Origin of the sequence: Pandoraea anapnoica (genome assembly GCF_902459765.1) — a bacterium.
GTDB classification, from domain to species: domain Bacteria; phylum Pseudomonadota; class Gammaproteobacteria; order Burkholderiales; family Burkholderiaceae; genus Pandoraea; species Pandoraea anapnoica.
Window position 1 is genome coordinate 141,336 of sequence record NZ_CABPSP010000004.1, and the last position, 26,685, is coordinate 168,020.

General features: G+C 61.0%; 29 protein-coding genes. 23 read left to right on the top strand and 6 right to left on the bottom strand.

Features of this window, described 5'->3' with window-relative positions:
• Positions 1–20 precede the first annotated feature (20 nt).
• From PAN31117_RS08775 to PAN31117_RS08805, 7 genes are all read left to right on the top strand, one after another.
• Positions 21–575, top strand: a complete 555-nt coding sequence (locus tag PAN31117_RS08775) for a hypothetical protein (RefSeq protein ID WP_150737853.1) — start codon at positions 21–23, stop codon at positions 573–575.
• A gap of 19 nt (positions 576–594) precedes the next feature.
• Positions 595–1,302 carry an ABC transporter ATP-binding protein gene (locus tag PAN31117_RS08780; RefSeq protein ID WP_150737854.1) on the top strand — a complete coding sequence of 236 codons (708 nt, stop codon included), beginning with the start codon at positions 595–597 and terminating at the stop codon, positions 1,300–1,302.
• Positions 1,299–2,384: an HlyD family secretion protein gene (locus tag PAN31117_RS08785; protein WP_150737855.1), complete on the top strand. Its 1,086-nt coding sequence runs from the start codon at positions 1,299–1,301 to the stop codon at positions 2,382–2,384. The genes PAN31117_RS08780 and PAN31117_RS08785 overlap by 4 nt, the downstream gene beginning before the upstream one ends.
• Positions 2,385–2,461: 77 nt before the next feature.
• Positions 2,462–3,901, top strand: coding sequence for an efflux transporter outer membrane subunit (locus tag PAN31117_RS08790; RefSeq protein WP_281349162.1), 1,440 nt, complete (start codon positions 2,462–2,464; stop codon positions 3,899–3,901).
• Between the two features lie 2 nt (positions 3,902–3,903).
• Positions 3,904–5,046 carry an ABC transporter permease gene (locus tag PAN31117_RS08795; RefSeq protein WP_150738067.1) on the top strand — a complete coding sequence of 381 codons (1,143 nt, stop codon included), beginning with the start codon at positions 3,904–3,906 and terminating at the stop codon, positions 5,044–5,046.
• Between the two features lie 173 nt (positions 5,047–5,219).
• The gene (locus tag PAN31117_RS08800) at positions 5,220–6,248 is read left to right on the top strand and encodes an Acg family FMN-binding oxidoreductase (RefSeq protein ID WP_150737856.1); all 1,029 of its coding nucleotides are present in this window, start codon (positions 5,220–5,222) and stop codon (positions 6,246–6,248) included.
• 65 nt (positions 6,249–6,313) lie between these two features.
• Positions 6,314–7,621 carry an NRAMP family divalent metal transporter gene (locus tag PAN31117_RS08805; protein WP_150737857.1) on the top strand — a complete coding sequence of 436 codons (1,308 nt, stop codon included), beginning with the start codon at positions 6,314–6,316 and terminating at the stop codon, positions 7,619–7,621.
• 48 nt (positions 7,622–7,669) lie between these two features.
• Here PAN31117_RS08805 and PAN31117_RS08810 read toward each other — a convergent pair whose 3' ends face one another.
• Positions 7,670–8,497, bottom strand: coding sequence for a universal stress protein (locus PAN31117_RS08810; protein WP_150737858.1), 828 nt, complete (start codon positions 8,495–8,497; stop codon positions 7,670–7,672).
• A gap of 236 nt (positions 8,498–8,733) precedes the next feature.
• Between PAN31117_RS08810 and PAN31117_RS08815 the strand changes: the two genes are divergently transcribed.
• From PAN31117_RS08815 to PAN31117_RS08825, 3 genes are read left to right on the top strand one after another with little or no spacing between them, the layout of a single operon-like run.
• On the top strand, positions 8,734–9,387 hold the full coding sequence (locus tag PAN31117_RS08815; RefSeq protein WP_150737859.1) for a BON domain-containing protein: 654 nt from the start codon (positions 8,734–8,736) through the stop codon (positions 9,385–9,387).
• A 58-nt stretch (positions 9,388–9,445) separates the two neighbouring features.
• Positions 9,446–9,919: a pyridoxamine 5'-phosphate oxidase family protein gene (locus PAN31117_RS08820; protein WP_150737860.1), complete on the top strand. Its 474-nt coding sequence runs from the start codon at positions 9,446–9,448 to the stop codon at positions 9,917–9,919.
• Between the two features lie 46 nt (positions 9,920–9,965).
• On the top strand, positions 9,966–10,427 hold the full coding sequence (locus PAN31117_RS08825) for a universal stress protein (RefSeq protein WP_174990883.1): 462 nt from the start codon (positions 9,966–9,968) through the stop codon (positions 10,425–10,427).
• A gap of 30 nt (positions 10,428–10,457) precedes the next feature.
• Here the strand turns inward: PAN31117_RS08825 and PAN31117_RS08830 are convergent, their stop codons facing one another.
• Positions 10,458–11,417, bottom strand: coding sequence for a universal stress protein (locus PAN31117_RS08830; RefSeq protein ID WP_174990884.1), 960 nt, complete (start codon positions 11,415–11,417; stop codon positions 10,458–10,460).
• Between the two features lie 177 nt (positions 11,418–11,594).
• On the opposite strand from PAN31117_RS08830, the gene PAN31117_RS08835 reads away from it, so the two are divergent.
• From PAN31117_RS08835 to PAN31117_RS08860, 6 genes are all read left to right on the top strand, one after another.
• Positions 11,595–12,851, top strand: a complete 1,257-nt coding sequence (locus PAN31117_RS08835) for an MgtC/SapB family protein (protein ID WP_174990885.1) — start codon at positions 11,595–11,597, stop codon at positions 12,849–12,851.
• 62 nt (positions 12,852–12,913) lie between these two features.
• Complete coding sequence (locus PAN31117_RS08840; protein ID WP_150737864.1) at positions 12,914–13,039, top strand: Hsp20/alpha crystallin family protein; 126 nt, start codon at positions 12,914–12,916, stop codon at positions 13,037–13,039.
• 163 nt (positions 13,040–13,202) lie between these two features.
• Complete coding sequence (locus PAN31117_RS08845) at positions 13,203–14,060, top strand: polysaccharide deacetylase family protein (RefSeq protein WP_150737865.1); 858 nt, start codon at positions 13,203–13,205, stop codon at positions 14,058–14,060.
• Positions 14,053–15,324 carry a putative glycoside hydrolase gene (locus tag PAN31117_RS08850; RefSeq protein ID WP_150737866.1) on the top strand — a complete coding sequence of 424 codons (1,272 nt, stop codon included), beginning with the start codon at positions 14,053–14,055 and terminating at the stop codon, positions 15,322–15,324. The genes PAN31117_RS08845 and PAN31117_RS08850 overlap by 8 nt, the downstream gene beginning before the upstream one ends.
• A 187-nt stretch (positions 15,325–15,511) precedes the next feature.
• The gene (locus PAN31117_RS08855) at positions 15,512–16,018 is read left to right on the top strand and encodes a BCAM0308 family protein (protein ID WP_246188987.1); all 507 of its coding nucleotides are present in this window, start codon (positions 15,512–15,514) and stop codon (positions 16,016–16,018) included.
• Between the two features lie 53 nt (positions 16,019–16,071).
• Positions 16,072–16,725, top strand: a complete 654-nt coding sequence (locus PAN31117_RS08860) for a nitroreductase family protein (protein ID WP_150737867.1) — start codon at positions 16,072–16,074, stop codon at positions 16,723–16,725.
• Between the two features lie 9 nt (positions 16,726–16,734).
• On the opposite strand, the gene PAN31117_RS08865 is transcribed toward PAN31117_RS08860, so the two are convergent.
• Both PAN31117_RS08865 and PAN31117_RS08870 read right to left on the bottom strand, forming a co-directional pair.
• Entirely contained in the window at positions 16,735–16,920 is a 186-nt protein-coding gene (locus tag PAN31117_RS08865) for a rhomboid family intramembrane serine protease (RefSeq protein WP_150737868.1), read from the bottom strand.
• 197 nt (positions 16,921–17,117) lie between these two features.
• Entirely contained in the window at positions 17,118–17,594 is a 477-nt protein-coding gene (locus PAN31117_RS08870) for a carboxypeptidase-like regulatory domain-containing protein (protein ID WP_150737869.1), read from the bottom strand.
• Positions 17,595–18,089: 495 nt separating this feature from the next.
• Here PAN31117_RS08870 and PAN31117_RS08875 point away from each other — a divergent pair, with 495 nt between their 5' ends.
• Positions 18,090–18,620: a cytochrome b gene (locus PAN31117_RS08875; protein WP_150737870.1), complete on the top strand. Its 531-nt coding sequence runs from the start codon at positions 18,090–18,092 to the stop codon at positions 18,618–18,620.
• Positions 18,621–18,707: 87 nt separating this feature from the next.
• Here the strand turns inward: PAN31117_RS08875 and PAN31117_RS08880 are convergent, their stop codons facing one another.
• Positions 18,708–19,187, bottom strand: coding sequence for a nuclear transport factor 2 family protein (locus tag PAN31117_RS08880; protein ID WP_150737871.1), 480 nt, complete (start codon positions 19,185–19,187; stop codon positions 18,708–18,710).
• 23 nt (positions 19,188–19,210) lie between these two features.
• Positions 19,211–19,789: a TetR/AcrR family transcriptional regulator gene (locus PAN31117_RS08885; protein WP_150737872.1), complete on the bottom strand. Its 579-nt coding sequence runs from the start codon at positions 19,787–19,789 to the stop codon at positions 19,211–19,213.
• A 250-nt stretch (positions 19,790–20,039) separates the two neighbouring features.
• Here PAN31117_RS08885 and PAN31117_RS08890 point away from each other — a divergent pair, with 250 nt between their 5' ends.
• Genes PAN31117_RS08890 through PAN31117_RS08915 form a run of 6 tightly spaced genes read left to right on the top strand, consistent with a single transcriptional unit; the run spans position 20,040 to position 26,683 of the window.
• On the top strand, positions 20,040–20,345 hold the full coding sequence (locus PAN31117_RS08890; RefSeq protein WP_150574072.1) for a non-heme iron oxygenase ferredoxin subunit: 306 nt from the start codon (positions 20,040–20,042) through the stop codon (positions 20,343–20,345).
• A gap of 15 nt (positions 20,346–20,360) precedes the next feature.
• On the top strand, positions 20,361–21,584 hold the full coding sequence (locus tag PAN31117_RS08895; protein WP_150737873.1) for an NAD(P)/FAD-dependent oxidoreductase: 1,224 nt from the start codon (positions 20,361–20,363) through the stop codon (positions 21,582–21,584).
• A gap of 17 nt (positions 21,585–21,601) precedes the next feature.
• Positions 21,602–22,894, top strand: coding sequence for an aromatic ring-hydroxylating dioxygenase subunit alpha (locus PAN31117_RS08900; RefSeq protein ID WP_150737874.1), 1,293 nt, complete (start codon positions 21,602–21,604; stop codon positions 22,892–22,894).
• Positions 22,895–23,407 carry an aromatic-ring-hydroxylating dioxygenase subunit beta gene (locus PAN31117_RS08905; RefSeq protein ID WP_150737875.1) on the top strand — a complete coding sequence of 171 codons (513 nt, stop codon included), beginning with the start codon at positions 22,895–22,897 and terminating at the stop codon, positions 23,405–23,407.
• A gap of 43 nt (positions 23,408–23,450) precedes the next feature.
• Positions 23,451–25,859: a xanthine dehydrogenase family protein molybdopterin-binding subunit gene (locus tag PAN31117_RS08910; protein ID WP_150737876.1), complete on the top strand. Its 2,409-nt coding sequence runs from the start codon at positions 23,451–23,453 to the stop codon at positions 25,857–25,859.
• Positions 25,856–26,683, top strand: a complete 828-nt coding sequence (locus tag PAN31117_RS08915; protein WP_150737877.1) for an FAD binding domain-containing protein — start codon at positions 25,856–25,858, stop codon at positions 26,681–26,683. The genes PAN31117_RS08910 and PAN31117_RS08915 overlap by 4 nt, the downstream gene beginning before the upstream one ends.
• The last annotated feature ends 2 nt before the right edge of the window (positions 26,684–26,685 follow it).

Below are 26,685 nucleotides of genomic sequence, written 5' to 3' on the forward strand. Positions count from 1 at the left end.
TGTGATTAGAGGATTTGATAATGCCTGCCGAAGACCCATCGTGCCTGTCTGAGCGCCACCTGCTGGCGTTCGCCAAAATTGTGCGCTGTTTTGCCCACTACGAATTCACGATCGACACCGCCTGTTGCGCGCTTACGAAATGCGAGCCGACGTGCTTCTCTCTGTTGACGCGCCCGCTCGATTTCCGCGCGAGGCGGGTGATGCTGCTCGACGTGCTTCGACAGGTCGGTTACCCGATGGATCGTTATGACAGGATCAGTGCTTGTCTGATGGTCCCGTTCACCTACTCGATGTTGTTGCACGACATTCTTCATTCGCGGTGGGTGAGGCATTCGGAAGGCGGCGGCATTCAACCCGCATGGATATTCGATCTCGCTCCAAGCGTCGAGCCACACCGGGACTGGTGCGACGAATGCGTAGAGGAACCGCTGCCTCGCTCGGCGGACGACCATGCCTACTCGCTGGACCAACTCGAGACCGTTGCGCGTCGTCTATCGGCAGAGCATCGGGCGCTTGTTGCGTATCTGATGGAAATTGGGTTGTTGCCAGCGTCGTCGAATGCGGCCATCGATTGATCTTGAGAAGCCCCCCAGAATGTCAGACGCGCCGCCCACCGACGCCATCGTCGCAACCGGTCTTACGAAGGCGTTCGGAGAGGGCGCCACGCGCACTACAGCGGTCAACGCTGTCGAGCTCCGGGCACACTTCGGCGAAATGGTGTTCATCGTGGGTCCGTCCGGCAGTGGGAAGACTACGCTGCTGAGCCTGCTCTCCGGCATCCTGCGTCCCGACAGCGGCAAAGTGACGATCAACGGCACGGACATATGGGCGTTGTCCAACGACGATCTGGCCGACTTCCGACTGAATACGATCGGCTTCGTTTTCCAGGACTATCATCTGTTCCCGCGTCTGACCAGCGCAGAGAACGTTGCCGTCCCATTGATATTGAAGCATCGCGACTGGCAGCAGTCCCTTGATGCAGCACGCCATTGCCTTGAGATCGTCGGCCTGAAAGCACGCACGGAGATCCTGCCTGTCAAGCTCTCAGGCGGTGAACAACAACGCGTGGCAATCGCACGGGCCATCATCGGCTCCCCTCAGATTCTGGTATTCGACGAACCGACGGCGTCGCTCGACGGCGACACAGGCCGAATGATTATCGCGTTCGTCAAAGAGAAGATTCTCGACGCTGGGCGATGCATCGTGGTCGTCACGCATGACGCGCGGATCAACGAATACGCGGACCGGATCATTTACATGGAGGACGGACGCATCGTTCTCGACAAAGGGAGCCGACCGTGAATCATCGATGGCTCTTTTACCTCTCGGGTGTCGGCATACTTGCGGCGTTGCTCGGGGCGTTTGTTTTCGGCCTGGAACGACAACCCGAGCCGCCTGCCTTCGACCCGGTGGCGAGTCCTTATCCGAGCGCCATCTACGCCACGGGCATCGTGGAAAGCGAGCAGGGCGGCGGTGCGAACATCAATGTGTATCCCGAAGTCTCCGGCGTAGTGTCGCAAGTGCTTGTGCACGAAGGGCAAACCGTGCATGCAGGCGATGTGCTACTCAGAATCGACGACTCGGTGCAGCGTGCCACCGCAGGGCAACTGCATGCTCAGATGCTTGCCGCCGGTGTCGTACTCGAAGAACTGAAGGCTCAACCGAGACTGGAAACGCTTGCGGTGGCGAAAGCGCAAGTCGATCAGGCGCAGGCGAATCTGAAAGCGGCGCAGGATCAGTACGATAAGCGGCGCGCTGCTTACGAAATGGACAGCCGCTCGATCAGTAAAGACGTTCTAGACACCGCCCACGATGCACTCGGGCAGGCAGCCACGGCGCTGGAAGTCGCGCAGCGCCAATATGCGCTGACCCACGCGGGCGCCTGGCGCTACGATATCGACAATCAGGCAAGACAGCTCGACGCGCTCTCGCAATCCTATGTTGCGGCAAACGCGTTGCTTCAAAAATATGCCATTGCCGCGAACGCCAACGGCGTGGTACTGGCGGTCAATGTCGCGCCGGGCAGCTACGTTTCCTCTCAAGGTGTCTTCGACAGTTACACGAACGGCGCCGATCCCCTGATCGTCATGGGCGCACCTCAGGAATATCTGGCGGTGCGATGTTTCATCGACGAAATCCTCGTCTCCCGACTCCCCGCCGCCGGTCACATCCGGGCACAGCTCTCGGTGCGAGGCTCCAACGTGAAGGTTCCGCTGGAGTTCGTGCGGGTACAGCCCTATGTCTCGCCCAAGATCGAGCTGTCCAATCAGCGGCAGGAGAAAGTCGATCTTCGTGTCCTACCCGTCATTTTCCGCTTCAGGAAGGTAGGTTTGCCGATGATCTATCCAGGGCTGCTAGTCGATGTCTTTATCGGGGAGCAATGATGGCGGACGTTTCCAGATTTGCGCCCCCGGGCCCGGCGTTGTCGTTGCGCCTGACGCTCTACGTCATTGCGATCTCGATGACTTGGGGCTGTACGGTGGGCCCCGATTTCGAGAGACCGGTGCCACCTGCCGATGACCGCTACACGCACGAACCAGCGATTTCCGCGACTGTCGTCGCCGGAGGTGAGTCTCAACGCTTCATTCCCGGCGCCGCGCCGCCCGAAAACTGGTGGCAACTATTCGGCTCGCCTGAACTCGACGACACCGTGCAAACGGCGTTCTCGCACAATCCCACGGCCGACGCTGCGCAGGCAAGTCTTCGGGAAAGTCAGGACAATCTGCGTGCCGGTTATGGCGTGTTCTTTCCGCAAGTGGGCGTAGCAGGGCAGGCGATGCGCGAACTTGCACCTCCCGCCAACGGGCAACTTCAGCAAGCCGGGGTGTTCAATCTGACGACCGCCAGCGCGAGTGTGACGTATTTATTTGACTTTTTCGGCGGCAAACGACGGTCGGTGGAAGCCCTGCGTGCGCAAGTCGACTACCAGCGTTATCTCGCCATCGCCACCTATCTGACGCTCAGTACCAATGTGGTCAACACGACGATCGCTTACGCGGCGTACCGGGCCGAGTTGGATGCGACCCAGCATGTCATCTCGCTTCAGATGCAGCAACTGGACGCGATCCGGGCGCAGGTCAGCGCGGGTACCGCATCGTTTTCAAGCATATTGAGCATCCAAAGCCTTATCGCGAGCAATCAGGCGACGGTCTCGCAGCTGGATCAAAAGCTGGCACAGTCTTCGCATCTTCTGGCGACCCTGCAAGGTCGGCCACCGGCGCAGGCCGCGCCACCCACCGTGACATTGGAGGCGCTGACACTGCCCGCCGATCTGCCAGTGACCTTGCCGTCGCAACTGGTCAGACAGCGGCCGGACGTTCTGGCAGCAGAAGCCCGACTGCATGTCGCCAGCGCGAACATCGGCGTCGCAACGGCGGCGATGTTCCCAAGCATCAGCCTGAGCGGCACGTACGGCAAACAGGCCAACGCCTTCGCGCAGCTGCCTGCAGACGGATTCCGCTTCTGGGGCATCGGGCCGTCGGTGTCGATTCCCATATTCGAAGGCGGGAGTCTGCGGTATGCACGCCAAGCCGCCATCGACGCATTCGAGGTCGCGCAGGCATCCTACCGTCAGACCGTGCTCACTGCGTTTGCCCAAGTCGCCGACGCGTTGAGCTCGCTGGAGCAGGATGCCAAAACGTTGCAGGCCGAGGAAGCCGCGATGCAGGACGCGCGTGAGGCGTTGGATCTCGTGCAGGTCAATCTGCGAGCGGGTACGGCAGGGTACCTCGATGTGTTGGTGGCCGATGTCCAGTATCAGCAATCGTCCATCGCCTATCTCGACGCCGTCGCCCGTCGCCCGTCGCCCGTCGCCCGTCGCCAGCAGGATACGGTCGCGCTCCTGGCCGCACTCGGTGGCGGATGGCGGGCGCTGCCGGGCATCGATGGGGATGGAAAATGAACATGAAGCCCTTCGGCATCATCCGCATCGGCCTTCACCTGCTGATCAACGACAGGGCGAAGTTTTCGGCCCTGCTCGTCGGCATCGTCTTCGCGGTATTTCTGATGACACAGATGACGGCTATGTTCGCCGGTATTTTGAATCGCGCGTACTCGACCATTACCAATGTCGGTGCGCAAATGTGGGTGATCGATCCGGCCGTGAACACGCCGACGACATCCTTCCCCTTACCGAATTATCTGCTCGACGCCGTACGCAGCATCGACGGCGTCAAGTATGCCGTGCCCCTGTATGTCGGCGGGGCACAGGTCAAGCTGGCCGATGGGCGACTTCAATCGGTGAGCGTGGTAGGGCTCGATGATGCCACGTTGATTGGCCGTCCCCACATGGAGTCGGGCAACATATTCGACATTTATGCAGACGATGCCTTCGTCATCGTCGACGATCCGGAAGTCGTCAAACTTGGCAATCCGACGATAGGAACCACGTTCGAAATCAATGACTTTCGCGCCGTCGTCGTCGGTATTGCCCGCGTATCGGCTAACGGGCTGAACGGCATTCCAACCCTGTACACGACATACAGCCGGGCTGTTGCCTACATACCCGGCACCCGGTTCACCATCTCTTACATCCTTGTACAGCCGACATCTGAAGCGGCCGTGGCAAGGATCGAGCAACAGGTCTCAAGTCTGGGCTATCTGGCATTGACCAAAGGCGATTTCAATCGGCGAATCGCGAACTACTACATCTACCAAACCGGCATCGGCACCAACATCCTGTTGATGACGATCATCAGCTTCATTGTCGGGGCGTCGATCTCCGGGCAAACGTTCTACTCGTTCGTACTCGAGAATCTCGACAAGTTCGGCGCACTCAAGGCCATCGGGGCGAGGGGGAGCGAACTGGTGAAGATGATTCTCTTCATGGCCGTCCTTACCGCACTGACCGGCTTCGGACTTGGCGTCGGACTCGTCACGCTCGTGATCGCGCTGGCGAAGCAGGCATTGCCGAACTACGCGGCGATGACGACCTTCTGGAATCTCGCGATCTCGTTCGTCATGGTGCTCCTCATCGCCGCCATCTCGAGCTATATCGGCATTCGACGCGTCCTGAAAATCGAGCCGTTCGACATCTTCCGGGGTTAGTCCGCCGGTGGCGGCGTCCGATTTCACACCCGCTTGACGCTGGTCAAGGCGGTTTTGCTCACAAGTACCAGACTTCAAAAATGCATTGTGCGCCGCAGGCCCCACCGGGTTGGCGTCGGCGCTCGGACGCCGGACGTCAGCTTCGCCCGGCATGGTGACTAAAGGAGGCTCGCATGAGAGTCCAGGACGACAGGCTTCACATCTGGTCCGTCGACGAGCAGCGATTTTTTGCGCTTTCGACAGCGCGCGAGAAGCTGCATTTTTGCCTGCAATATGCAATTCTCGCGCCGTCCACGCACAACACTCAGCCGTGGCGCTTCCTTCTCGGCGAGGATCGCTTGCTGCTGTGCGCGGACCGCTCCCGCGGACTTCCCGTGAGCGACACCTACGACCGCGAGCTGGCGATCAGTTGTGGCGCGGCATTGTTCAATCTACGCGTTGCGCTCAGCCACTTCGGTTGTGCCTACGCGATCGGAATCTTGCCGACGTCTGCGGAACCGGATGTGATAGCCAGCGTTCAGCTCCTGGAGGAAGGATTCATCGACGGTCCCATCGCCGGGCTTTTCGCTGCGATCCCGCAGCGCGTGACGAACCGCCAGCTGTACGACACCCGGCAGGTTCCCCAGGCGGTGGTCGACCAGCTGTGCGCGTGTGCCGAGGCTGAGGGCGCGCGGCTTCAACCTATCACAGACGAAGCGGGCCGCATGCGTCTTGGCGAACTGATCGATCGGGCGGATCGCGCGCAACTGGGCGATCCTCGCTTTCGCAGAGAACTGGCGTTGTGGGTCAGCGCGTCGCGCCGTGACGACGGCATGGCCAGCTACTCGTCGACCGAAAGCCATCTGCTCGACTTCGCGTCGCCGGTGGTTGCGTCCGTTGTCAGAACGTTCGATATCGGCGGCGGCATTGCCGCAAGCCATCGCCGTATCGTCGAAGGCTCGCCGCTGCTCGTGTGCCTCAGCACCCCCGCCGACAATCAGGAAAACTGGATCATGGCGGGGCAGGCCATGCAGCGCGCTTTGCTCACACTGACGGACAACGGGCTCTACGCTTCGTTTCTCAACCAGCCGATCGAAGTCGATGCATTGCGCGCGGACGTCAGCGCTGGCGCTTCGGATCACCCGCAATTGCTGCTGCGCGTGGGGTATGGCCCCTCGCAAGCGCACACGCCGCGCCGCAGCCTGGCGTCGGTCATCTCCTGACCCATGTCGGTCATACGCTCAGGCCCGATGTCCCCGCCATCCGCGTTCACCAAAGAGACTCGGCAATGACATCGGATCTGGCGAACGAACGCTCACCGACGCGTTTCGAGTCCCTTCGCAAGCGTTTGCGCGAGTATCCGTTCGCTCATGTTGGACCGGGTCTCATCACGGGTGTGGCGGACGATGACCCCAGCGGCGTCGTCACCTATTCGCAGGCCGGCGCGCAGTTCGGCCTGAATATGTTGTGGACCATGCCATTGGCCTTTCCGCTCATGGCGGCGATACAACTCATCTGTGCTCGCATCGGCCGCGTTACCGGAAAGGGATTGGCGGCCAATATCGGCGCGAGATTTCCACCGTCGGTGCTTCGCGGGACCGTTACGCTGTTGCTCGTGGCCAATACGCTAAACATCGCCGCGGATCTCGCCGCCATGGGGGAGGTCGCAGAGATGATCGTCGGTATCGAGCGGCACTGGATGACGGTCGGTTTTGCACTGGGCACGTTGTTGCTGCAAATATTCGTGCCATATCACCGGTATGTCGTCTTTCTCAAATGGCTAACGATGTCATTGCTCGCCTATGCCGCCGTGCTGTTCACGGTGCACGTGCCGTGGCATACCGTGGCGCTAAGGACGTTTCTTCCCGAACTGAAGCTCAACGCGTCTGCGGCAGCGGTGGTCGTCGCCGTATTCGGCACCACCATCAGTCCGTACCTCTTCTTCTGGCAAGCGTCGGAAGAGGTCGAAGACATGGCGCGCAATCGGGCCGCGCAGCCGCTGGTGGACGACGAAGCCGCCGCCGGGCGCGAATTGCGCCGAATCGGATGGGATACCTGGAGCGGCATGTTTTACTCGGATCTGACGGCCTACTTCGTGATCCTCGCGACCGCGCTCACCTTGCACGTCGCCGGCGTGACTCGCATCGACACCGCAGCACAGGCGGCCAGCGCATTGCGCCCGCTGGCGGGAGATATGGCGTACGTGCTGTTCAGCATCGGCATCGTAAGCGTCGGTCTCATCGGCGTGCCGGTGCTTGCGGCATCGGGCGCCTACGCGCTGGCCGAGTCGCTGCATTGGGAGGAGGGACTTGAGCGAAAGCTCACCGGTGCTCGCGGCTTCTACGGCATCATCGCACTGAGCATTCTGATCGCGACCGGCATTCAGTTCACAACGATAAGCCCGATGAGAGCGCTCTTCTGGAGCGCCGTGATCAACGGCGTCGTAGCAGTCCCGCTGATGGTGGTCGTGCTGCTGCTTGCCGCCAGCCGTTCGGTGATGGGCCCGTTTACGGCGCGTTGGCCGATCCTGGCGTTGGGGTGGATCGCGACAGCGGTGATGGGTGCGGCGGCCCTCGTCATGCTACTGCCCGATTGAGGGACGCCGCGAGATGCGCTACCCGAATGTTTCGAACCGGGCGGCGGCTCAGTGAGACAACAATACCGGCGTGGACATGTGCTTGAGCATTGTCCGGGTGGCACCTCCGAAGACCAGTTCCCGCGTCGGACCGTGCCCGTACGCGCCCATCACGATCAGATCGGCCTGATAGGCATCCGATACCGACAGCAGTTGCACACCGTCGCTGCCTTCCGTGTCCTCCCTGACCGATACCGCCTTGGCCCGCAACCCGTGCGCTTCCATCAAGCGCACGATGTCGTGCCGCGAGGGATCGTCCTCGCCCGGCGCGCGGTCGATGCCGACAACGAAGATGTCCTGTGCGCGTCCGAGCAATTGCCAGGCATCGCCGATCGCGCGCCGGGCCTCGCGCGAACCATTCCACATCACAACAATGCGGCGGATTTCCCGGGGCAGTGTCACATTATGCGGCAGGCCCATGACAGGCACCCCAGCCCACCGGATGACATCGCTGAGTCCATCGAGACCCAATGCCGCGACACTGCCCGGCGCATCCGGTTGACCGACGATGCAAAGGTCCGTCGCGCGTGCGGCATTCGCAAGGATCGTCGGTGCTGCACCGTAGGGCGTGTGCCAATCGCCAGCGATATCCGCCTCGGCGCACAGCTGGAAGAAGAGATGCTCAGCCGCCTGGAGTGCCGTGCGCGAATGCGCCTCGGTCTGAAAATGCTCGCCCGAGGACTGAAGCTGTCCTGAGTGAACCGCCCCGGGACGGTGAGGCAAATAGATGCCCGAGAGACGGGCCTCGTGCTGTCGCGCCAACTCGGCGCTAAAGCGCAGCCGCGCCGCCCCTGTCGCCGTGTCGTCCACGTGAACGCAGATTTTCCGTAGGCTCATTTGATTGCTCCGGAGAAGGGTGTCTTGGTGTTTTCACCCGAGGTTGGTCGTGATGTTGTAACGCCACTGTCTGTCTATTTATAGCCGCGGGACCACGATTCGCGGCGTCTGCCGGGGCCTCGCGTTGACGTGCATCAAGCCGCAGCAAGCCAGATCGGCGCAACGAGATCCCGCGCCCTAGAGTTCAACCACAGGACGGACTCAACAGTTCGACGCATCTCCCCCGGAGACATTCGATGAAGACAGACATTCAATTGCAGCGCGACATCATGGACGAACTGGCACGCGACACGAATATCCACGCGAACGACATCGGCGTGGAAGTTCGGGACGGCATCGTCACCCTTTCCGGCGACGTCGGCAGCTTTCTCGAAAAGTGCGAGGCAGAACGCGTCACGAGCCGCGTCGCCGGCGCACGCGCAATCGTGGTGTCGCTGGAAGTCAAACCGGCGAACCACGACCGTCAGACCGACGCCGACATCGCGCGGGCAGCGCTCGCCATTCTCAAATGGCACGCGGGCCTGCCTCCCGAAGGCATGCATGTCAAGGTAGAGAACAGCTGGGTAACGCTGGAGGGCACTGCGCCCATGTACACGCAGCGATTGCAGGCGGAGAACGCTGTACGCGCACTGCGAGGAGTCAAAGGCGTCATCAACGACATCAAGGTCGAAGGCACGCCTCATCGACGAGAGATCGTCGGGCACATTGCTGCGGCGCTCTCGCGCCAGGCGCAACGGGAAGCGAGCCACGTTGAGATTTCCTTGCTGGGCAACGGCGAGGTGCTGCTGACGGGCACTGTGCACTCGCTCGCGGAGAAAGAGGCGATTCGCGGTGCCGCGATGCGCACGCACGGTGTCAGCGCGGTCGTGGACCGGTTGCACGTGGAATGAGAATACGGTCGATGTCGTCGCGTTGCGAGGCGCGGCGCGATTCCAAGGGAGACGATCAATGAATCCAAAGCTGGAGACGGTCGTGACGGCGATTCTGGACGGCTGCCGGGAGTTGTCGCTGGCCACCCTGATGCATGACGGCAACCCGCAATCCGACATCGTATGTTTCGTTCATCAGGGGCTCGACATCTATTTTGCGACGGCACGGGACAGCCGCAAGATCGCCAACATCGAGCACAACGCGCAAGTGTCCTACTGCCTTTTCAGGCCTTACGCCGGATGGCCAGAGATCAAGGCGATATCCGGGCATGCCTATGCGGAAATCCTGTCTGATGAATCCGCCGAGCGCTCCCTCGCCATCCGTTTGCTCGACGCTCGCTTTCCCGACGCGTGGACGCGAGTCCCCGAGCACGGATCGAGCCGGACCACGATTGTGAAGCTCGAGTCCTGGGCGATGAAGGTGCTCGACTATAGCCGTGGCTTCGGTCACGCCGATATCGTCTCGATTGCCTCGAAACGCAAATGTGAATGACGTTGTCCGGGACGACGCACGCCGTCTCATGAACTTGGGGTGCCGCATGTATCAAAAAATTCTGATGGCTTTCGATGGCAGTGCTTCGTCGGAGATCGCGCTTACGCATGCCGCACGCCTCACGCGCGCGTTGGGTGCCAGCCTGCGTGTCGTTTACGTCGAAGTCGACCCCGCGCTTTACTTTCCTCTGATGGCTGCGGCGCTGCCGTCGATTGCCGACGTCAGAGACTCGGTCCGTGCGGAAACGATGGCAGTGAGGGAGGCGGCACTGAATGTGCTGTCGCGCGAAGGGGTGGCGGCCGATTTCATCGCGCTGCCGCTCATCGACAGTCACATGCACGTGGCCGACCGCGTACTCGCCGAGGCACTGCGTGCCCATTCGGACCTCGTGATCTCCGGCTCGCACGGGCGCCGCGGGCTGTCTCGTCTGGCACTCGGTAGCGAAGCGAGTCGTCTCGTCTCGCACGCCGACATCCCCGTTCTAGTCGTGAAGGCGCCCGGCCAGTGATTCCATCGGCGCCGGCCGATTTAATGCACGCTACTGCGCCACATTGACCACGAGAAGAGGACGGTCGATTTCTCGCGCCACGCGCTCGTTCTCGTGCCCTCGGAACCAGGAAAACATCCCGTTCCGGTCCTCAGCCCCTACCACCACGATATCGGCCCTCCAATCGCGCGCCTCCCGTTTGATGGCGCACGCCACGTCTTCGGTCAGGCGCGTGTGCGACACAAGACTCTCGATGGTCATGCCGGGGCTGCCTTCGGCCATGACGGCCTTCGCTTGCTCCACGGCGTGATCGGCCTTCCTGGGATCGAGCGTCGTAGAGACGAGAAACTGACGCAGTTGGGCCAGATCGATACCCCTGTCTTCGACGAACAACGCCAGCAGCCGGGCGTGTGGCGGGGCAAGCCGCAAACCGACGCGCACCGCGTGCAATGAGGCGTCGCTGCCGTCCACGGCAAACAGAAAACGCTTCGCAGGGAGCAGCGTCGACGCGTCGGCATCGCCCGGGACTACGAGAATGGCGCGGTGCGTGTGCTCGGCCAATACAGCAGACACCTTGGTCGCCAGCAGGGAAATCACGCCGGCAGTGCGCTCGGCCCCGACGACGATCAGATCGGCGTCCCAGTCCCGGGCGGCGCGCGCCAGTTGTGCGGATATCTCAAGGTTTCCGAGCGCCGGGCCGAGCACGCGCAGATGGACCTGCGCACCGCTGCCTCGCAGTGTCGAGCGTGCCGTTTCGAGTAATGCCAGCTCGTCGTTCTTGAGTTCGTCGAAGGCTTCACGGACGTCAACGGGCATGGCGGAGTGGGGCAGGAGATAGGCTTTCGGGTCCTCGACGACTCCCATCACCAGCACCTGCGTCTGAGCCGAGCAGAGGTGGGCTGCGTAGCTGACCGCCTTGGACGAGGCGCCGCCAGGGTCGACAGCGATGAGAATTCGCTTGAAGGGGCGATGCGTGGCCTGTGGCGACTGCAACAGTGAATTGGGAGGCATGATGGATCTCGCGGCAGATGCCGCGCCAAAGTGAGGTATCGGTACCAGCATAGGCACGCAATGATCAGGGCAATTGCGCTCGGTCAAGGTCGGTGCATTGCGCGGACACTGTTGCAATGCGCCAGCTACTCTGAAGGCATTCTCGCTACGACGGTGGCAATCGTGCCGAACCTCGTCATGACCGGACCCATGCACGATCTGTTGCCGTTTGCGGCGGCATTGGCTATCGGTTTGCTGATCGGGACCGAACGGGAACGGCGCAAAGGCACGACACGAGAGCGCGGCGCGGCGGGTATCCGGACGTTCGCACTGACAGCCATGCTCGGCGCAGTCACCATGTCGGCAGGCGGTGTTTGGTTTGTCGTCGCGATGGCTCTGGGTCTCAGCGCGCTTCTGGGCGCGGCCTACATGCGCCCGCACGACGACCCCGGATTGACGACCGAAGTCGCGCTGCTCCTCACCCTGACACTCGGCGCGCTGGCTCAACGGGCACCGGGACTGAGCGTCGCGCTCGGTGTGGCCGTGGCATGCGTGCTACAGGTGCGCTTTCGCCTCCATCGCTTCGTGACAGGCGTCATTACCGAGGGCGACTTGCAGGACGCGCTATTGCTCGCTGTTGCAGCGCTCGTCATTCTTCCCGTCCTTCCTGACCAGCCAATCGACGGGCTTTACGCTCTGAACCCTTACACGATCTGGCGGTTCACGGTCGTCATGTTGCTGGTCGCGCTGATCGGACATATCGCACAGCGCGTGCTCGGGCCGCGGGCAGGGCTGCCCGTCACGGGCTTCGTGTCGGGATTCGCTTCGAGCATTGCGACGATCAGCGCCATGGGGGCGCTGGCAAAACGAAATCCCGAACGGCTTCGAATGGCGGCAGCCGGTGCCGTGTTATCGACAATTGCGACGATGATACAGCTCGGGATTGTGATCGGCACGATCCATCCCGGGGTGCTGATCCAACTGGCGTTTCCGCTTGGCGCGGGTGCGCTGACCGCGTTGGTCTATGCCCTGTGGGCACTTTGGCGCGCAAGCCGAGAGGGCGGGTCGGACATGCCCGTGATCGAAGTGGGTATCGACCTGAAATCGGCTTTGATCCTGACGTTGAGCGTCTCTCTGGTCATGCTCGCATCGGGTGCACTTTCACAGTGGTACGGGAGCGCCGGTTTGCTAGTGGTGGCGATGACAGGAGGGTTGGCCGATGCGCACTCCGTTGCCGCCAGCGTCACCTCACTTGTCGAACAGGGGCGGCTAGATATGGCGAGCGCCGCGCTGCCTATACTCGCCGGTGTATCGACGAACGCACTGGCCAAAGGCGTCGTTGCCGCGATTTCGGGGGGGCGACGATTCGCTAAGACGGTAGTGCCCGGACTTGTCTTTGTCGTCGCTGCCATCTGGCTTGCCGACATTTTGTCTTCCACAGTCGGAACCCACTGAATCGGCCCACCAGTTTGACTTCGGTCAATAGCGGCACGCGACGCATTTATAGAGTAGAAAGGGTGCGATTTCCGCTGTCGCAAAGTGTCGACAACGACAAGGCGCAAGCGAATTACCGCGACGGTGTGCTCGAACTGATACTACCGAAACGCGCCGATGCGGGCGAGCGTCGACTGACGATTCAGTGAACCGCAGCGTGCGGGACATTCCCCCTTGATTGGGGCGGAGGGCGGCGCAGGCCCCCTCCGGCACGCCGCCTTTCTACAGGACTCGCACGACATAGCACGCAGGGCGCTCACACGCGTGCAGCGATGAGGCATCGTCGCGATACCGACGACCGTAAGAGGAAATATGAGTGTCGATGCAGCAAGCGGACAAACGGTTGCCGCATTTGTGCGTCTGAGCGCTCGCTGGCTCGCATTGTCGTTGTCGTTGTCGGCGGCGGCGTTGCTACTCGGGGTGCCGACGGGTGCGAGCGCCGAGCAGACGCAGCATGACGTGCTCATCCTTGTCTACCACCGCTTCACGGACGGCGAGTTGGTGCGCGATCCGGACTCGACGACCGTCAGCATGCCCATGTTCCGCTCACAACTGAAATTCTTCACGGATAACGGCTACCGGATCGTGCCGATGGCAGACGTGCTTGTGTGGCTCACCGGGTCTCAGGACTCGTTACCGCCGCGCGCCTTGGTGTTGACGATGGACGACGGTCACCGATCCATCTTCGAGATCGCCTGGCCGATGCTCAAGGCGGAATCCCTTCCCGTCACACTCTTCCTCTATCCGTCAGCGATCTCCAACGCAGCGTATGCGATGACGTGGGAGCACGTGCGCAAACTCGCGCTTTCGACGCAGGTCGACGTGGGATCTCACATCTATTGGCACCCAAACTTCAAAACGGAGCGCGCCCGACGCGCCCCGGCCGACTATGAACGCTTTGTCCACGATCAGCTCCGGCGTTCGAGGGTGTCTCTCGAAGCCGCAACCGGCAAACCCGTGCAATGGCTGGCATGGCCGTTCGGTATCTACGACACACAGCTCGAAAGCATCGCGCGCGACGAGGGCTATCGATATGCGTTCTCAATTGGCGCGAAGCCCGTCACCCGCAACACCGATTCGATGGCCATCCCGAGATATCTGATGACGCAGGATTGCGCCGCAGCCTGCCTGAGACGCATGCTCGTGCAAGCACAGACACACCATGACTAGTCAGGTGAAACGCGTCGGAGCAGTACTGATCTGCCTGCTGGCGCTGGCGCCGCTCGCAGCTGTCGCTGCGGCGGGCATAGTCGTCGACGCCAGGACACGGCAACCCATACCGGGCGCAATCGTCGTTGCGGGAGAACACGTGGCGACGACTGCGAAGGACGGATCGTTCACTATCTCCGACATCGGTGCCGAGGTCGCGACGCTAACGGTAAAGGCCCCGGGGTTCTTGCGCGTAGCGGTGCCAATGACGCAGCCGGGGGAGGGTGGCATGGTGGTGACAATGACCGCTTTTCGTCCGAAGGCCGTCTATCTATCGGCCTACGGCGTCTCTAGCCGGACGCTGCTGGCGGCAGCGCTTGCGCTCGCGGACACCACGGTCATCAACGCTTTGGTCATCGATCTGAAGGGAGATCGTGGCGTGACGCCATACCAGAGTGTCGCGCGCGAACACATCGGCGCTCAGGCGTATGTCCCGAGGAATGCGCCGCACGTCGCGGACCTTCCAGGTCTGGTGAGGGTGCTGCATGCGCGCGGTCTCTACCTCATCGCGCGAATCGTCGTCTTCAAGGACGATCCTTTGGCGCAGGCACACCCGGAGTGGGCCGTGCGCAACGCTCAGGGCGATGTGTGGCGCGACCACGAGCAACTGCGATGGCTTGATCCAACGATACCGGTCGTCTGGTCACACAATCTCGATCTGGCGGAAGAAGCGGCACGCATGGGATTCGATGAGATCCAGTTCGACTATCTGAGATTCCCCGATGCGGCGGGGCTGCGATTTCAGGAACCGAACACCGAGGTCCGCCGGGTGGCTGCCATTACAAGCTTTCTCGATGCGGCGCACGAACGCCTCACGCGCTACGGCGTGTACACGTCCGTCGACATCTTCGGCTATGTGTGCTGGAACCAGAACGACACCGACATCGGCCAGCAACTTGAGACCTTCGGTGCGCGCGTAGATTACATCTCCCCCATGCTTTATCCCTCCGGGTTCACCTGGGGGCTTCCCGGGTGTCGTCAACCAACTGAGCATGCTGGTGAGATCGTCTCGCGTTCGCTCAGCGAGGCCATTCGGCGCTCGGGACTTCCCGGCGTCAGATTCCGGCCATGGTTGCAGGCGTTCCGGGATTACGCCTTCGATCACAAAGTGTTCGGCCCGGTGGAGATTCAGGCGCAGATCAAGGCCGCCGAGTCGGAGCAGACGGATGGTTGGATGCTGTGGAATCCCCGAAATCAATACGACCGTGACGCATTACCTCGGTAGCGCGAAAGCGCGTGTTCGATGGAGTGCCGGACGGCGTGCACAGAGTTTGATTCAGGCCAAGGCGCGGCCGCGATGAACGACTACCGTTGACATATTGATCGTCTCGGTGGGCCTTCCGGTAGCGGCGCTTCTACTCACTGGGCGAGGGCCGGCAACGCGCCCTGCGGCCGGAATTTTCAGGAGATTCATGATGAAATTCAGAGCCCGGTCGACCACAGTTCGACCTGTGACGTGGGACCATTTTTCCGAGGCGAATCTTCCGGACAGCTACCAGCAACCCAACGCGGCACCCGCGCTGGCGGTTTGCCCCGGCTGTCACGCCGTCTATATGCGGGGGCGTTGGCAATGGCGCGCGGTACCACCGGGGACGGCGTCGCTGACATGTTCTGCATGCCATCGTATCGCCGACGGCGTTCCCGCCGCGCGCCTCATGCTGGAAGGCGATTTCGAGGCGAAGCACCGTGCCGAGATTCTCGGGCTTGTCGCGCATCGGGCGCAACGATTGCAGCGTGAGCATGCCATGGAGCGCGTGATGAACATCGCGTCGGATGAATCGGGGACCGCCATTACCATGACCGGCGTGCATGCCGCGCGTGATATCGCCACGGCGATTCACCGTGCCTACGGAGGGAAGCTCCATTTCGACTACGGTCACGGCCAGTCCGAGTTACGTATGCGTTGGCATCGCCCGTAAATTTTAGGCGTCCGCGCACACGCATGGACGCCATCCATCAACGGATCAAGATCATGAACGACCTTCATCGTTTCCCCTACGAAATCGTCCCCGCCCCGACTGTACCGATCGCTGTGACCGGATCCCCGGACATCATCGATCTTCCCTCGCCGGACCTCGGCAATGGGGCGTCGCTGATGGTCGCGTTGGCCCGGCGCAGAACGACACGCGAATTCTCGCAGGCTTCGCTTTCTTCACAGCAACTCGGCGACCTGTTGTGGGCCGCCAATGGGATCAATCGCGCGGATACCGGTGGACGCACGGCGCCCTCTGCGCATGACGTGCATGAAATCGACATTTACGCTGCGTTGCCGGAAGGGGTCTACCTGTACGACCCCATGTCGCACGAGCTACGGCTCAAGCGTGCGGTGGATGCCCGAAACCTGACCGGGTATCAGGACTTTGTCGGCGGCGCCCCGCTGGACCTCGTCTACGTCGTCAACCATTTCCGTGCAGATCGGTTTCCTGCCGAGCAACGCGACACGTTCGCAGGGGTAGCCATCGGCGCAATCTCGCAGAACGTTTCGCTTTACTGCGCGGCTGTCGGGCTGGCATGTGTCGTCCGTGGGTGGCTGAACCCGCGTTTGCTCGCCGACGCCATGACGCTGAACGACAATGAAATCCCGGTGCTTGCGCAGACGATTGGGCATGCTGCCGTGACCGTCTGACGCTTAAGCTCACCCGCCTGCGTGCTGCTCGGGGCGGTGCTGCCGCCAGTACAGCATCAGTAGCGCACTTCCCAGCATTCCGCCCACATGAGCGAAGTGTGCGATACCGTTAAGCGCCCCGGAAACACCGAGTGCCAACTCGGCAATGCCGTAAAGCGTTGCAAATAGCCTGGCGGTGAGGGGAATGAGCGGCATGAGCAAAATGACCGTTTCGCCATGCCGGTCATGAGTGTCGTCCCCCTCGACGCCGACACCCCGCAATACCGCGACGGGTATTTAGCGTCGCGCCGTTCATGGCACGGAAAAGCCGCGCGGACCGGCGAGCTTAGCCTGCATGAACGGTGCGTCGTGTGGGGGCGCGCCCGTCGCGCGCGTCGTTGCCAGCGTGTTAATCAGCGTTTCGATGGTGTCGGGCAGTTTGCGCAAAGGCGCATATCGCCAAGATAGTCGGGGATATCCCAGTGGAAATTCAATTCCACGCTGCCCCGGGGCGGAACGCGAACGTTGCGGCGCTCTGCCATTTGCGGCAGTTGGGCCGCAACGCCGTAACGCCCTGGCGGCAGTTTGACGAAGAGGAACGGTCCTTCGGTTCGCACGGCGAGTATCGAGCGCCCGGCGGCATCGGAGATCACGACATCCACGTCCGAGAGATAGCTGCCGGAGGTCGTTGCGAACGTCATTCGCAGGTTGTATTTGCCGGCTGCTTCATGAAATTGTCTGACTTCATCCTCACCGATGCCGCCGGTGATATATGCGACTCCCGAGGGTGCCGTCTCGTGTTTCGCTAGCGGGGCCGATATGGCATTGTCTGCCGTCCACAGGACTGAAAGCCCGGACAGCAGGAACGTCAGAGCAAAGAATCTGATCATGGCAATTCCCCTTGGAAGCATGACGATGCGGCGTGTCGCTGCCGCGCGCAGGGGCGTCCGACAGACATTTCGTCGATCACATGTCGAACGCCAGGGACGGACCATGCGGCGTTGCGCGCCGTCGTTTTCTCGGTTTGACCGGAGGCGGCGCGCTCCGTGTCGACGACGCAGCTTCCCCACGATTCAAGTTAATCCATTGGTGCTCGGCGGGATTGACGCTCGTCAATGATCGTGCTGGATGGCACTGGGGATTCTGGCCGTGGGAATGTCAAGCTGTGGAAACGCATTTCCCCGTCATTTCCTGATGAGAGTGCGACGTCACGACAATGACGTGGATTCAGTTATCGGGACGTCCATCGCAAGGCAAATGAGGACTTGCTAAGTCTTTGCTAAGTGTCGTGCCTCAGAATTTGCCGTCATGGGCTACGACATTTAGCAATATGTGCGGGCCGAAAGCAGTTCCCGACTGACGAACATGACGAGCAAGAGGTTCAGATGAAACAAAGCATTACGCGTTACGATGCGGCGTCCCGGTGCTTGCACTGGATCACTGCCGCACTTCTAGCGGTTCAATTTGGCGTCGCCTGGGCGATGCCGGATATCACGAAGCAAACGCCGGCCATCGGTCTCGTCGCGTGGCATCTCTCGTTAGGCGCAACTATTCTCGGGCTTACGGCAATACGGATGCTGTGGACGCGTTACCGGATCAAGCCGGAAAACGGGCAGAAGTCGCTTATGCATGCGTTCGCCGCTATTGCACACAAGGGGCTTTACGCACTTCTGGTGATCGTGCCCGCACTCGGTTGGATCAATGCGTCGGCCCGAGGCTACGGGGTCAAGTTCCTTGGCGTGATTCCTTTGCCTGCACTATCGGCGCAAGGGTCATCGTTAGGTCACGCAATGGGTGACGTGCATTCGCTGCTGGCCTACGTGCTGCTGGGCGCAGTAGCGCTGCACGTTTGTGCTGCGCTTTACCATCACTGGGTGCTTCGGGACGGGACGTTGCACAAGATGCTTTCCCTTTGAGGACATGACGGCGACTTGTCGCGGGGCGCCGCCAACCGAGCGCGACGCCGCCAGTGCGGCGTGCTCGGTTGCGGGTCGAACATGCAATCAGAGTCCGAGATCCGACAGCCCCGGATGATCGTCCGGCCGCCGCCCAAGCGGCCAGTGGAACTTGCGCTCGGATTCCTTGATCGGCAGGTCGTTAATGCACGAGTAGCGATTCGACATCAGCCCATCCGGCCCGAACTCCCAGTTCTCGTTACCGTACGAGCGGAACCAGTTGCCGGAATCATCCCGCCATTCGTAGGCGTAACGCACCGCGATACGGTTTTCGGTAAATGCCCACAATTCCTTGATCAGACGATAGTCGAGTTCCTTGGCCCACTTGCGCTCGAGGAAGGACTGCGCTTCGGCACGGTTGTTCACGAATTCGGCGCGGTTGCGCCATTTCGTATCGGCGGTGTACGCGAGAGCGACCTTGGCAGCATCTCGGCTGTTCCATCCGTCCTCGGCAAGGCGGATTTTCTGAATCGCGGTCTCACGCGTGAACGGCGGAAGCGGCGGACGGCTTTCGTTGGTGGATGACACGTTGGATTACCTCACGGGTTAGGTTAAGACACAGCAAGAAGTCGACGCGCTACACGCGCGGCGGTGTCGGCGGCTTCGGTTCCGCCGAAAACGAGCGCAACCGAAATCGCGCCGTCAATCAGGATCAACAGCTCTGCGGCGAGCGCATCCGGCTGGGGCAATCCGCTTGCGGTAGTGAGTTCGCTCAGGTAGTCGAGAAGCCGTTGTTTATGCAGTTTCGATACCGACCGAATGCCGCTGGCCGGGTCGCCAATCTCGCCCGCCGCGTTCAGGAACGCGCAACCGTGAAAGCCGTCGGAGGCAAACCACGTACGAAGGGCGTCGAAGCACGATTGCAGGCGCTCGAGAGGATCGTCGCTTTTCGATGTCGCGGCGACGAACCATTGCATCCAACGCTCGTCGCGCCGCAGGAGTGCAGCTTCGACCAACGCTTCTTTTGTCGGATAGTGACGGTAAAGCGTTTTGCGGACCACGCCCGATTCCTTCACGATGGCATCGACGCCAGTGGCGTGAATACCCCCTGCGTAGACCAGTCGCTCGGTGGTGTCGAGCAGCGCGAGTTGAGGTGCAGAGAGATCGGCGGGTTGAGAAGAGCGGGCCATTGGGAAACGTGGAGAATGATCGTTCTCCGCAGTGTAGAACGATCATTCTCCAAAGTCAAAGAGATTTCAGGGAGCGCTTCGAATTGCGAAAACCCTCCATGTCCACCGATGCCGTGATCCACCAGAAAACCAACTCGCTCAACCGCATCCTGAGATACGGGTAAACGTCGATTCTGAAACAGTTGACGACACTCAGCGTCCTCCGTAAAGTAATTCCATCAGCATACTGATGAGTTTTAGGAGAATGTCCATGCCGCTGCAGTTCGTAGCGAATCTCACTGATCTGGTCGAGGATGAACCGCTCCCAGTGACTTTGGGCGAAGAGAAAATCGCCTTGTACTTGCTCGATGGAAGCGTCTACGCGACGCAAAACGTTTGCACCCATCAATATGCGTTGTTAAGCGACGGCTATATGGAAGACGGCTGCATCGAGTGTCCGTTGCATCAGGGGCGGTTCGATATCAGGACCGGTGCAGCCATGTGCTCGCCCGTGACGCAGCCGATTCGTGTGTTCCCCGTTCAGGTGGATGGCAACGCCATCCTGGTCGACATCTGACTTGCAGAAGACGCAATGGAACCCACCTATCTCATCATTGGCGGCGGCCAGGCCGGCGGTCGTGCGGCCGAGACGCTTCGCAATCAAGGCGTGACCGGCCGGGTCGTGATCGTCGGCGACGAGTCCTGCCCGCCCTACGAACGTCCGCCGCTTTCCAAGGAAGTGCTGACTGCACCGAGCGACGAGACTTGCTTTAATGGCTGGCTGCACGAAGCTGTGTTCTATCAACGTGCGGCCATCGAGCAATTGGAGGATCGGGTCACGCGTCTTGACACCGCCCTCCAGATTGCCTATCTGGCGAGCGGTGAGCAGATTCACTACGACAAGTGCCTCATCGCCACCGGTGGCCGTGCACGCATGCTGTCCGACATTGCACAGGGCGAACGGGTACTGTCGCTGCGAACACTGTCGGATGCCCTGCGTTTGCGTAAATTACTCAAGCGCTCACGCTCCGTTGCGGTCATCGGCGGGGGCTTTCTGGGGCTGGAATTTGCCGCGAGCGCTCGCGCACGAGGTCTTGAGGTGACCGTGTTCGAGATGGCACCGAGGTTGCTCGGCAAGGCCATGCCGGCTGCGTTCTCGCAACGCCTTGCGGCCAAGCACCTGGCGCTCGGCGTGAAGTTGAAGCTCGAGACCGGGCCGATCTCGGTAGTACAACGCGACGACGGCGTCACGGTGAACGCGGGTACCCATACGGAAACTTTCGACTTCTGTGTGCTTGCCGTGGGTCAGACCCCCAACGACGATGTTGCGCGCGCCTCGGGCATCGAGGTGAGCAACGGCATCGTCGTCGACGCGTGCTGCCGGACGTCCGCGCCGAACGTGTTTGCCGCCGGCGATTGCGCGAATTTTCCCTTTGGACCAGGTGATGGACGGATTCGTCTCGAGTCGTGGCAGAACGCTCAGGATCAGGCAATTGCCGCCGCCAGGAGCATGCTCGGCGACGCGGCGGCATACCGGCCCACCCCACGATTCTGGACCGATCAGTACGACTGGAACGTCCAGATGATCGGGTTGCACGACGAGACCGTGGATCAATGGGTGATGCGCGAAACCCATGCCGACAAGCTGGTCCTCATCGGGCTGAGAAATGGCGTGATCGTGTATGCGCTTGCCGTGAATCAGGGCGGTGAAGTTCGTGCACTGCAACGCCTCATAGAACAATCCATTCCTGTCGACCCCGACCGGCTCTCCGATATGAGCCTGAAGCTTCGGCAACTCGAACGGTCGGTCGCCTGATTTTCCCGGAGATATCTGTGTACGCCTGCGAAACCGTGATCAGCGGCCCGACGCCGCCGATCAAGAATCAACCTATCGAAAACCTGACGTGGCCGGAAGAGGGGCTACACGCCATTCCCGACTGGGTCTACACGAGCGAATCGGTGTATGCCCGCGAGGTCGACCGAATCTTCCATGGTCGTACGTGGAACTTCGTGGCGCTTGAGGCCGAAGTGCCGAACACCGGCGATTACAAGCGATCGTACGTAGGCCCGACACCGGTGGTCGTGTCGCGCGCCGAGGACGGTTCAATCCATGTCTTCGAGAATCGATGCGCACATCGCGGTGCCGAATTCTGTCGACATAGTCGCGGCAACAACAAGGAATTCGTTTGTCCGTATCACCAGTGGTCATACGATCTGAAGGGCAATCTGCAAGGCGTACCGTTTCGTCGGGGCGTGAACAAGCTTGGAGGGATGCCGAAAGACTTCCGTACTGAAGATCACGGCCTGCGCAAGCTCGCGGTCGCCACGCGTAACGGCGTGGTCTTTGCTTCGTTCGTCCACGACATGGAGCCACTAGAGGAGTACCTCACGCCTGAAATTCTTCAGGATTTCGATGCCGTGTTCAACGGCAAAAAGCTGCGCATTCTCGGCTTCTACAAGAACGAGTTGCCGTGTAACTGGAAGATGTACCACGAGAATCTCAAGGACCCGTACCACGCGACCCTTCTGCACTCGTTCCTGGTCGTTTTCGGCTTGCTCGTGGCAGGTAACCGCTCGGCGATGATCGCCGACAGCAAATACGGCATTCACGGCACGATGGCGTCGGCGAAGAGCGACTCGCTCTATGCGAGCGTCGATGAAGACAAGAAAAAGGAGATGCGCTCGTTTCACGAAGGGATGACGCTGCGCGACGAACGCTTCCTGGAATTCGTCAAGGAGTTCGATTCGGAGTGGTCGGTCACGATGCAGACGATCTGGCCGAATCTGATCGTGCAACGTGAGATGAATACGCTGGGAATCCGGCACATCGTGCCCAACGGCCCGAACAGCATGATCATGCTGTGGACCATGTTCGGCTACGAAGACGATTCCGAGGACATGGTTCGTCACCGCCTGCGTCAGGGCAACTTGATGGGACCGTCGGGTTTCCTCGGACTGGAGGACAACGAAGCGATGAAATTCGTGCAGGAAGGCGTGCGCCGGTCGGTAACGGACCGCAGCGTCATCAAGCTCGATGCGGACAAGATCGGCACGGCGGACAACCTCATTTCCGAGGCGGCCATCCGGTCGATGTACAAACACTATCGCGAAGTCATGGGGTTCTGAATGCTACTGCCAGGTTTCGAAAAGAAGCACGTCGCGCACGACGCAGCCCTGATTGCGCGCGCTGCCGTTGAGGACTTTCACGCGGAATACTGCGCTGTCGTCGACGGCGGCGATATCGAGCGTTGGCCGGAGTTCTTTACGGAGAATTGCATTTACCGCGTGACCGAGCTGGAAAACGCCACCTGTGGCTTGCCCGTGGGCCTCGTGTATGCGGAAGGCAGAGACATGCTCCATGACCGGGCGGTAGCGATTTCCCGCACACAGATGTTCGCGCCTCGCAGCATGCTGCACTTCATCTCGAACGTTCGCATTCTGAGTGCAGATGACGAGGAGATCGTCGCACAAAGCAACTATATGTTGCTGCAGACCCTCGTCGAGGGTGCGACAACGCTGCATCAGGCGGGTCGCCTTTTTGATCGCTTCGCGCGTAATGGCAATATCTTGCTGCTCAAAGAGCGCCAGGCCGTCTACGACACAGCGATGATCGCCAACGATCTGGCATACCCGGTATGACCCCGGTCGCGATGCACAGGAAGTTCATGAGAGAGAAGACGCAATGAGCCACACAGACCACTACGAATCGCCAGTCGAGAACGGCGGTGTTGGCGCGCGTGTCCGTCGGCGTGAGGATGAGCGGCATCTTCACGGGAAAGGGCGTTTTGTTGCGGACTACGTTTTTCCCGATCTTCAGGAAGTGGCGTTTCTGCGCAGCCCCGTTGCCCATGCGCGCATTTTGCATATCGGCAAGCCGCAGCAATACGAGCGTCAGGTGATCGTGCGTGCCGATATGACAAGCGCCACCGATATCGTCGCGGATTCCAGCCTGCCCACCTATAAGTCGTCGTCGCATCCGCCGCTGGCTTCAGCAAAGGTGCGCTTCGTCGGCGAGCCGGTGGCGATGTGCTTTGCCCCGACACGCGCAGAGGCGGAGGATATTGCCGAGGAAGTGGCGCTCGACCTGGAGGAACTCCCCGCATTCGCCAACGCGTTCACGGCGCGCGATCGGACAGACGTCCGGGTCCACGACCACTGGGACAACAATCTGTTTCTGGATCTGACGGCCGACGTCGACTTTGCCGCCCATGCCGAAGGGGCGCCAGTCGTCGTCAAACAGAAGGTCGATCTGGCGCGTCAGTGCATGGTGCCGATGGAAGGCAAGGCGGTCCTGGCCTACTGGGACCATCCTCATTCGCAGCTTGTCGTGATTACTTCGACGCAGGTGCCGCATATGATTCGCACCGTGCTGGCGCAGTGTCTTGGCATCGATCACGCGCAAGTGCGTGTGATCTCCCCCGACGTAGGCGGTGCGTTCGGCTACAAGTGTGTCTTGCAGCAGGAGGAGCTATGCATCGCGTGGCTCGCGTTAACTTACAAGAAGCCATTTCGCTTCATCGAAGACCGTCGGGAGCACCTGATTGCGGGCGCAAATACACGCCAGCATCACTACGAACTGACGGCCTACGCCGACGCGACAGGGAGGCTGTTGGCGCTTGACGCACAGCTTCTGATCGACGGTGGCGCCTATTCCGCCTGGCCGTTCACGATCGGGCTCGAAACCGGACAGGCACTCGGCAATCTTCCGGGGCCATATGACTTTCGAGGCTATCGGTGCCAAACCCAGTGTGCTGCGACCAACAAGCCAGGGTTCCTGCCGTATCGTGGCGTGGCGCGCACGGGCGTGTGCTTTGCTATCGAGCTGACGATTGACGCGATTGCGCGTGCCGTCGGCCGCGAGGCGTGGGAAGTTCGCTACGACAACCTCGTGCGTGGTGAGGACATGCCCTACACCAACGTCGTGAAGAAGCACTACGACAGCGGTGATTTTCAAGAAAGCCTGAAGCGCGCCGCCGATCAGTTGGGTGTGGCGCAATGGCGCGAGCGCCAGAAGCAGGGGGAAAAAGACGGTCGGCTGGTTGGCATAGGGTTTGCCACCTTCACCGAGCAGTCGGCGCACGGCACAGCCGTGTTCGCGTCATGGGGTTTGCCCATCGTGCCCGGATACGATCTGGCAACGGTGCGAGTGACAGCCGACGGCGGGCTTGAAGTTCGTGCCGGTATCCACTCGCACGGGCAAGGCATGGAGACGACACTGGCGCAGATTGCCAATGAAATCCTCGGCGTGCCCGTCGCCAAGATCAAGGTCGTTCACGGTGATACGGCGCTCACGCCGTTCTCGACCGGCACCTATGCATCGCGCAGCATCGTGATGGCCGGCGGTGCGGTCGCGGCAACGTGCAGGGAACTGGTGCCGCGCATCGTCAAAATCGGAGCTCATCTCCTGCAGGAGGATGAAAGCGCCGTACGCTTCGAGAACGGAGACGTGGTCGGTGCGAAGGGACGAATCCCGCTGACGGACATTGCGATGGCCTGGTACCTGCGCCCGGAACGTCTGCCCAATGGCGTCGATCTTGCGGGGCTGGAGGCGACTCAGGGATTCAAGCCGAAGGTGGATACCGGTGCATTCAGTTACGCCACTCACGCCGCGGCCGTCGCCGTCGATACCGAAACCGGTCACGTGGAGATTCTCGACTACGTCATCGTGGAAGACTGCGGGCGGATGATCAACCCGATGGTCGTGGAAGGTCAGACCATCGGTGGCACGGCACAAGGCATCGGTACCGCGCTGTTCGAGGAGACGTTGTATGACGAGAACGCGCAGCCGCTGACGTCCACGCTGGCCGACTACATGCTTCCCGGCCCGACCGAGTTGCCCCGCCTGAAGATTATTCACATGGAAACGCCATCGCCGTATACAGAGTTCGGCGCGAAGGGCGTGGGGGAGGGAGGCGCCATTGCGCCACCCGCGGCTCTATTCAATGCGGTCAACGATGCATTGCGTCCTTTGGGCGCAACAGTGTCGGAAACGCCATTGACGCCGAGACGTTTGCTGTCAGCCATCGAAGCCGCGAAAGCGCAAAAGAACGAGCCGGCCAAACAGGCCTTGCAACACGAGGAGGTCGAATGAAAGCGGCCCGCTTTGACTACGTGAGGAAAGCAAGTCTGTCGGAAGCACTGGCCGAGTTGCAGGCAGACGGAAATACCAAGCCGATTTCGGGCAGTCAGTCGATGGGGCCCATGCTCAATCTGCGTCTTGCGAGACCCGCAAAAATCATCGACCTTTCTCGTCTGGACGAACTGCGTAGTGTGGTGGAGACGAACGACGCCATTCGCGTCGGTGCTGCCGTCACGCATGCCGAGATCGAGGACGGCAAATTCCCGCTGCTTCGACACGCATACCTCCAGTATGTCGCGGGCGGTATCGCTTACCGGGCGATCCGCAACCGCGGAACGATCGGGGGCAGTCTGGCGCATGCCGATCCCGCTGCCGACTGGCCGCTCGCGTTGTCCGCAATCGATGCACGGCTGGAACTGTCCCGCGCCGGCGCAAGCCGGATCGTCCGGGCTGCCGATTTCATGCAAGGGGCCTTCACGACGCTGCTGGATGACGGTGAGATCGTGACCGCAGTGCTGCTGCCGAAGCTGTCGGCCTCTATGCATTGGGGATATCACAAGCTCTGCCGGAAAACCGGTGAATTTGCGCATGCGAGTGCCGCTGCCGTGTTCGACGCAGCAAGCGGTCTGGCGCGCGTCGTGCTGGGGGCGTTAGACGGTCCGCCCGTCGCGTTGAACGATCTGGCCGCCAGCATCGCGCGTCAAGGCCCTGACGCCGTGACGCAACAGGCGCTCGAGTCGGCTGTAGCCGCCGCCATGCCCAATGCCGATGGTATAGACAGAAAAATGCATACCGCAGCGCTCAATCGCTGCCTGGCGCAAACCTTCGGCAATTAGCA

Coding starts and splice junctions, on each gene's coding strand:
- PAN31117_RS08775 (WP_150737853.1), top strand. CDS start 21: ATGCCTGCCGAAGACCCATCGTGCCTGTCTGAGCGCCACCTGCTGGCG.
- PAN31117_RS08780 (WP_150737854.1), top strand. CDS start 595: ATGTCAGACGCGCCGCCCACCGACGCCATCGTCGCAACCGGTCTTACG.
- PAN31117_RS08790 (WP_281349162.1), top strand. CDS start 2,462: ATGACTTGGGGCTGTACGGTGGGCCCCGATTTCGAGAGACCGGTGCCA.
- PAN31117_RS08795 (WP_150738067.1), top strand. CDS start 3,904: ATGAAGCCCTTCGGCATCATCCGCATCGGCCTTCACCTGCTGATCAAC.
- PAN31117_RS08800 (WP_150737856.1), top strand. CDS start 5,220: ATGAGAGTCCAGGACGACAGGCTTCACATCTGGTCCGTCGACGAGCAG.
- PAN31117_RS08805 (WP_150737857.1), top strand. CDS start 6,314: ATGACATCGGATCTGGCGAACGAACGCTCACCGACGCGTTTCGAGTCC.
- PAN31117_RS08810 (WP_150737858.1), bottom strand. CDS start 8,497: ATGAGCCTACGGAAAATCTGCGTTCACGTGGACGACACGGCGACAGGG.
- PAN31117_RS08815 (WP_150737859.1), top strand. CDS start 8,734: ATGAAGACAGACATTCAATTGCAGCGCGACATCATGGACGAACTGGCA.
- PAN31117_RS08820 (WP_150737860.1), top strand. CDS start 9,446: ATGAATCCAAAGCTGGAGACGGTCGTGACGGCGATTCTGGACGGCTGC.
- PAN31117_RS08825 (WP_174990883.1), top strand. CDS start 9,966: ATGTATCAAAAAATTCTGATGGCTTTCGATGGCAGTGCTTCGTCGGAG.
- PAN31117_RS08830 (WP_174990884.1), bottom strand. CDS start 11,417: ATGCCTCCCAATTCACTGTTGCAGTCGCCACAGGCCACGCATCGCCCC.
- PAN31117_RS08835 (WP_174990885.1), top strand. CDS start 11,595: ATGACCGGACCCATGCACGATCTGTTGCCGTTTGCGGCGGCATTGGCT.
- PAN31117_RS08845 (WP_150737865.1), top strand. CDS start 13,203: ATGAGTGTCGATGCAGCAAGCGGACAAACGGTTGCCGCATTTGTGCGT.
- PAN31117_RS08850 (WP_150737866.1), top strand. CDS start 14,053: ATGACTAGTCAGGTGAAACGCGTCGGAGCAGTACTGATCTGCCTGCTG.
- PAN31117_RS08855 (WP_246188987.1), top strand. CDS start 15,512: ATGATGAAATTCAGAGCCCGGTCGACCACAGTTCGACCTGTGACGTGG.
- PAN31117_RS08860 (WP_150737867.1), top strand. CDS start 16,072: ATGAACGACCTTCATCGTTTCCCCTACGAAATCGTCCCCGCCCCGACT.
- PAN31117_RS08865 (WP_150737868.1), bottom strand. CDS start 16,920: ATGCCGCTCATTCCCCTCACCGCCAGGCTATTTGCAACGCTTTACGGC.
- PAN31117_RS08870 (WP_150737869.1), bottom strand. CDS start 17,594: ATGATCAGATTCTTTGCTCTGACGTTCCTGCTGTCCGGGCTTTCAGTC.
- PAN31117_RS08875 (WP_150737870.1), top strand. CDS start 18,090: ATGAAACAAAGCATTACGCGTTACGATGCGGCGTCCCGGTGCTTGCAC.
- PAN31117_RS08885 (WP_150737872.1), bottom strand. CDS start 19,789: ATGGCCCGCTCTTCTCAACCCGCCGATCTCTCTGCACCTCAACTCGCG.
- PAN31117_RS08890 (WP_150574072.1), top strand. CDS start 20,040: ATGCCGCTGCAGTTCGTAGCGAATCTCACTGATCTGGTCGAGGATGAA.
- PAN31117_RS08895 (WP_150737873.1), top strand. CDS start 20,361: ATGGAACCCACCTATCTCATCATTGGCGGCGGCCAGGCCGGCGGTCGT.
- PAN31117_RS08905 (WP_150737875.1), top strand. CDS start 22,895: ATGCTACTGCCAGGTTTCGAAAAGAAGCACGTCGCGCACGACGCAGCC.
- PAN31117_RS08910 (WP_150737876.1), top strand. CDS start 23,451: ATGAGCCACACAGACCACTACGAATCGCCAGTCGAGAACGGCGGTGTT.
- PAN31117_RS08915 (WP_150737877.1), top strand. CDS start 25,856: ATGAAAGCGGCCCGCTTTGACTACGTGAGGAAAGCAAGTCTGTCGGAA.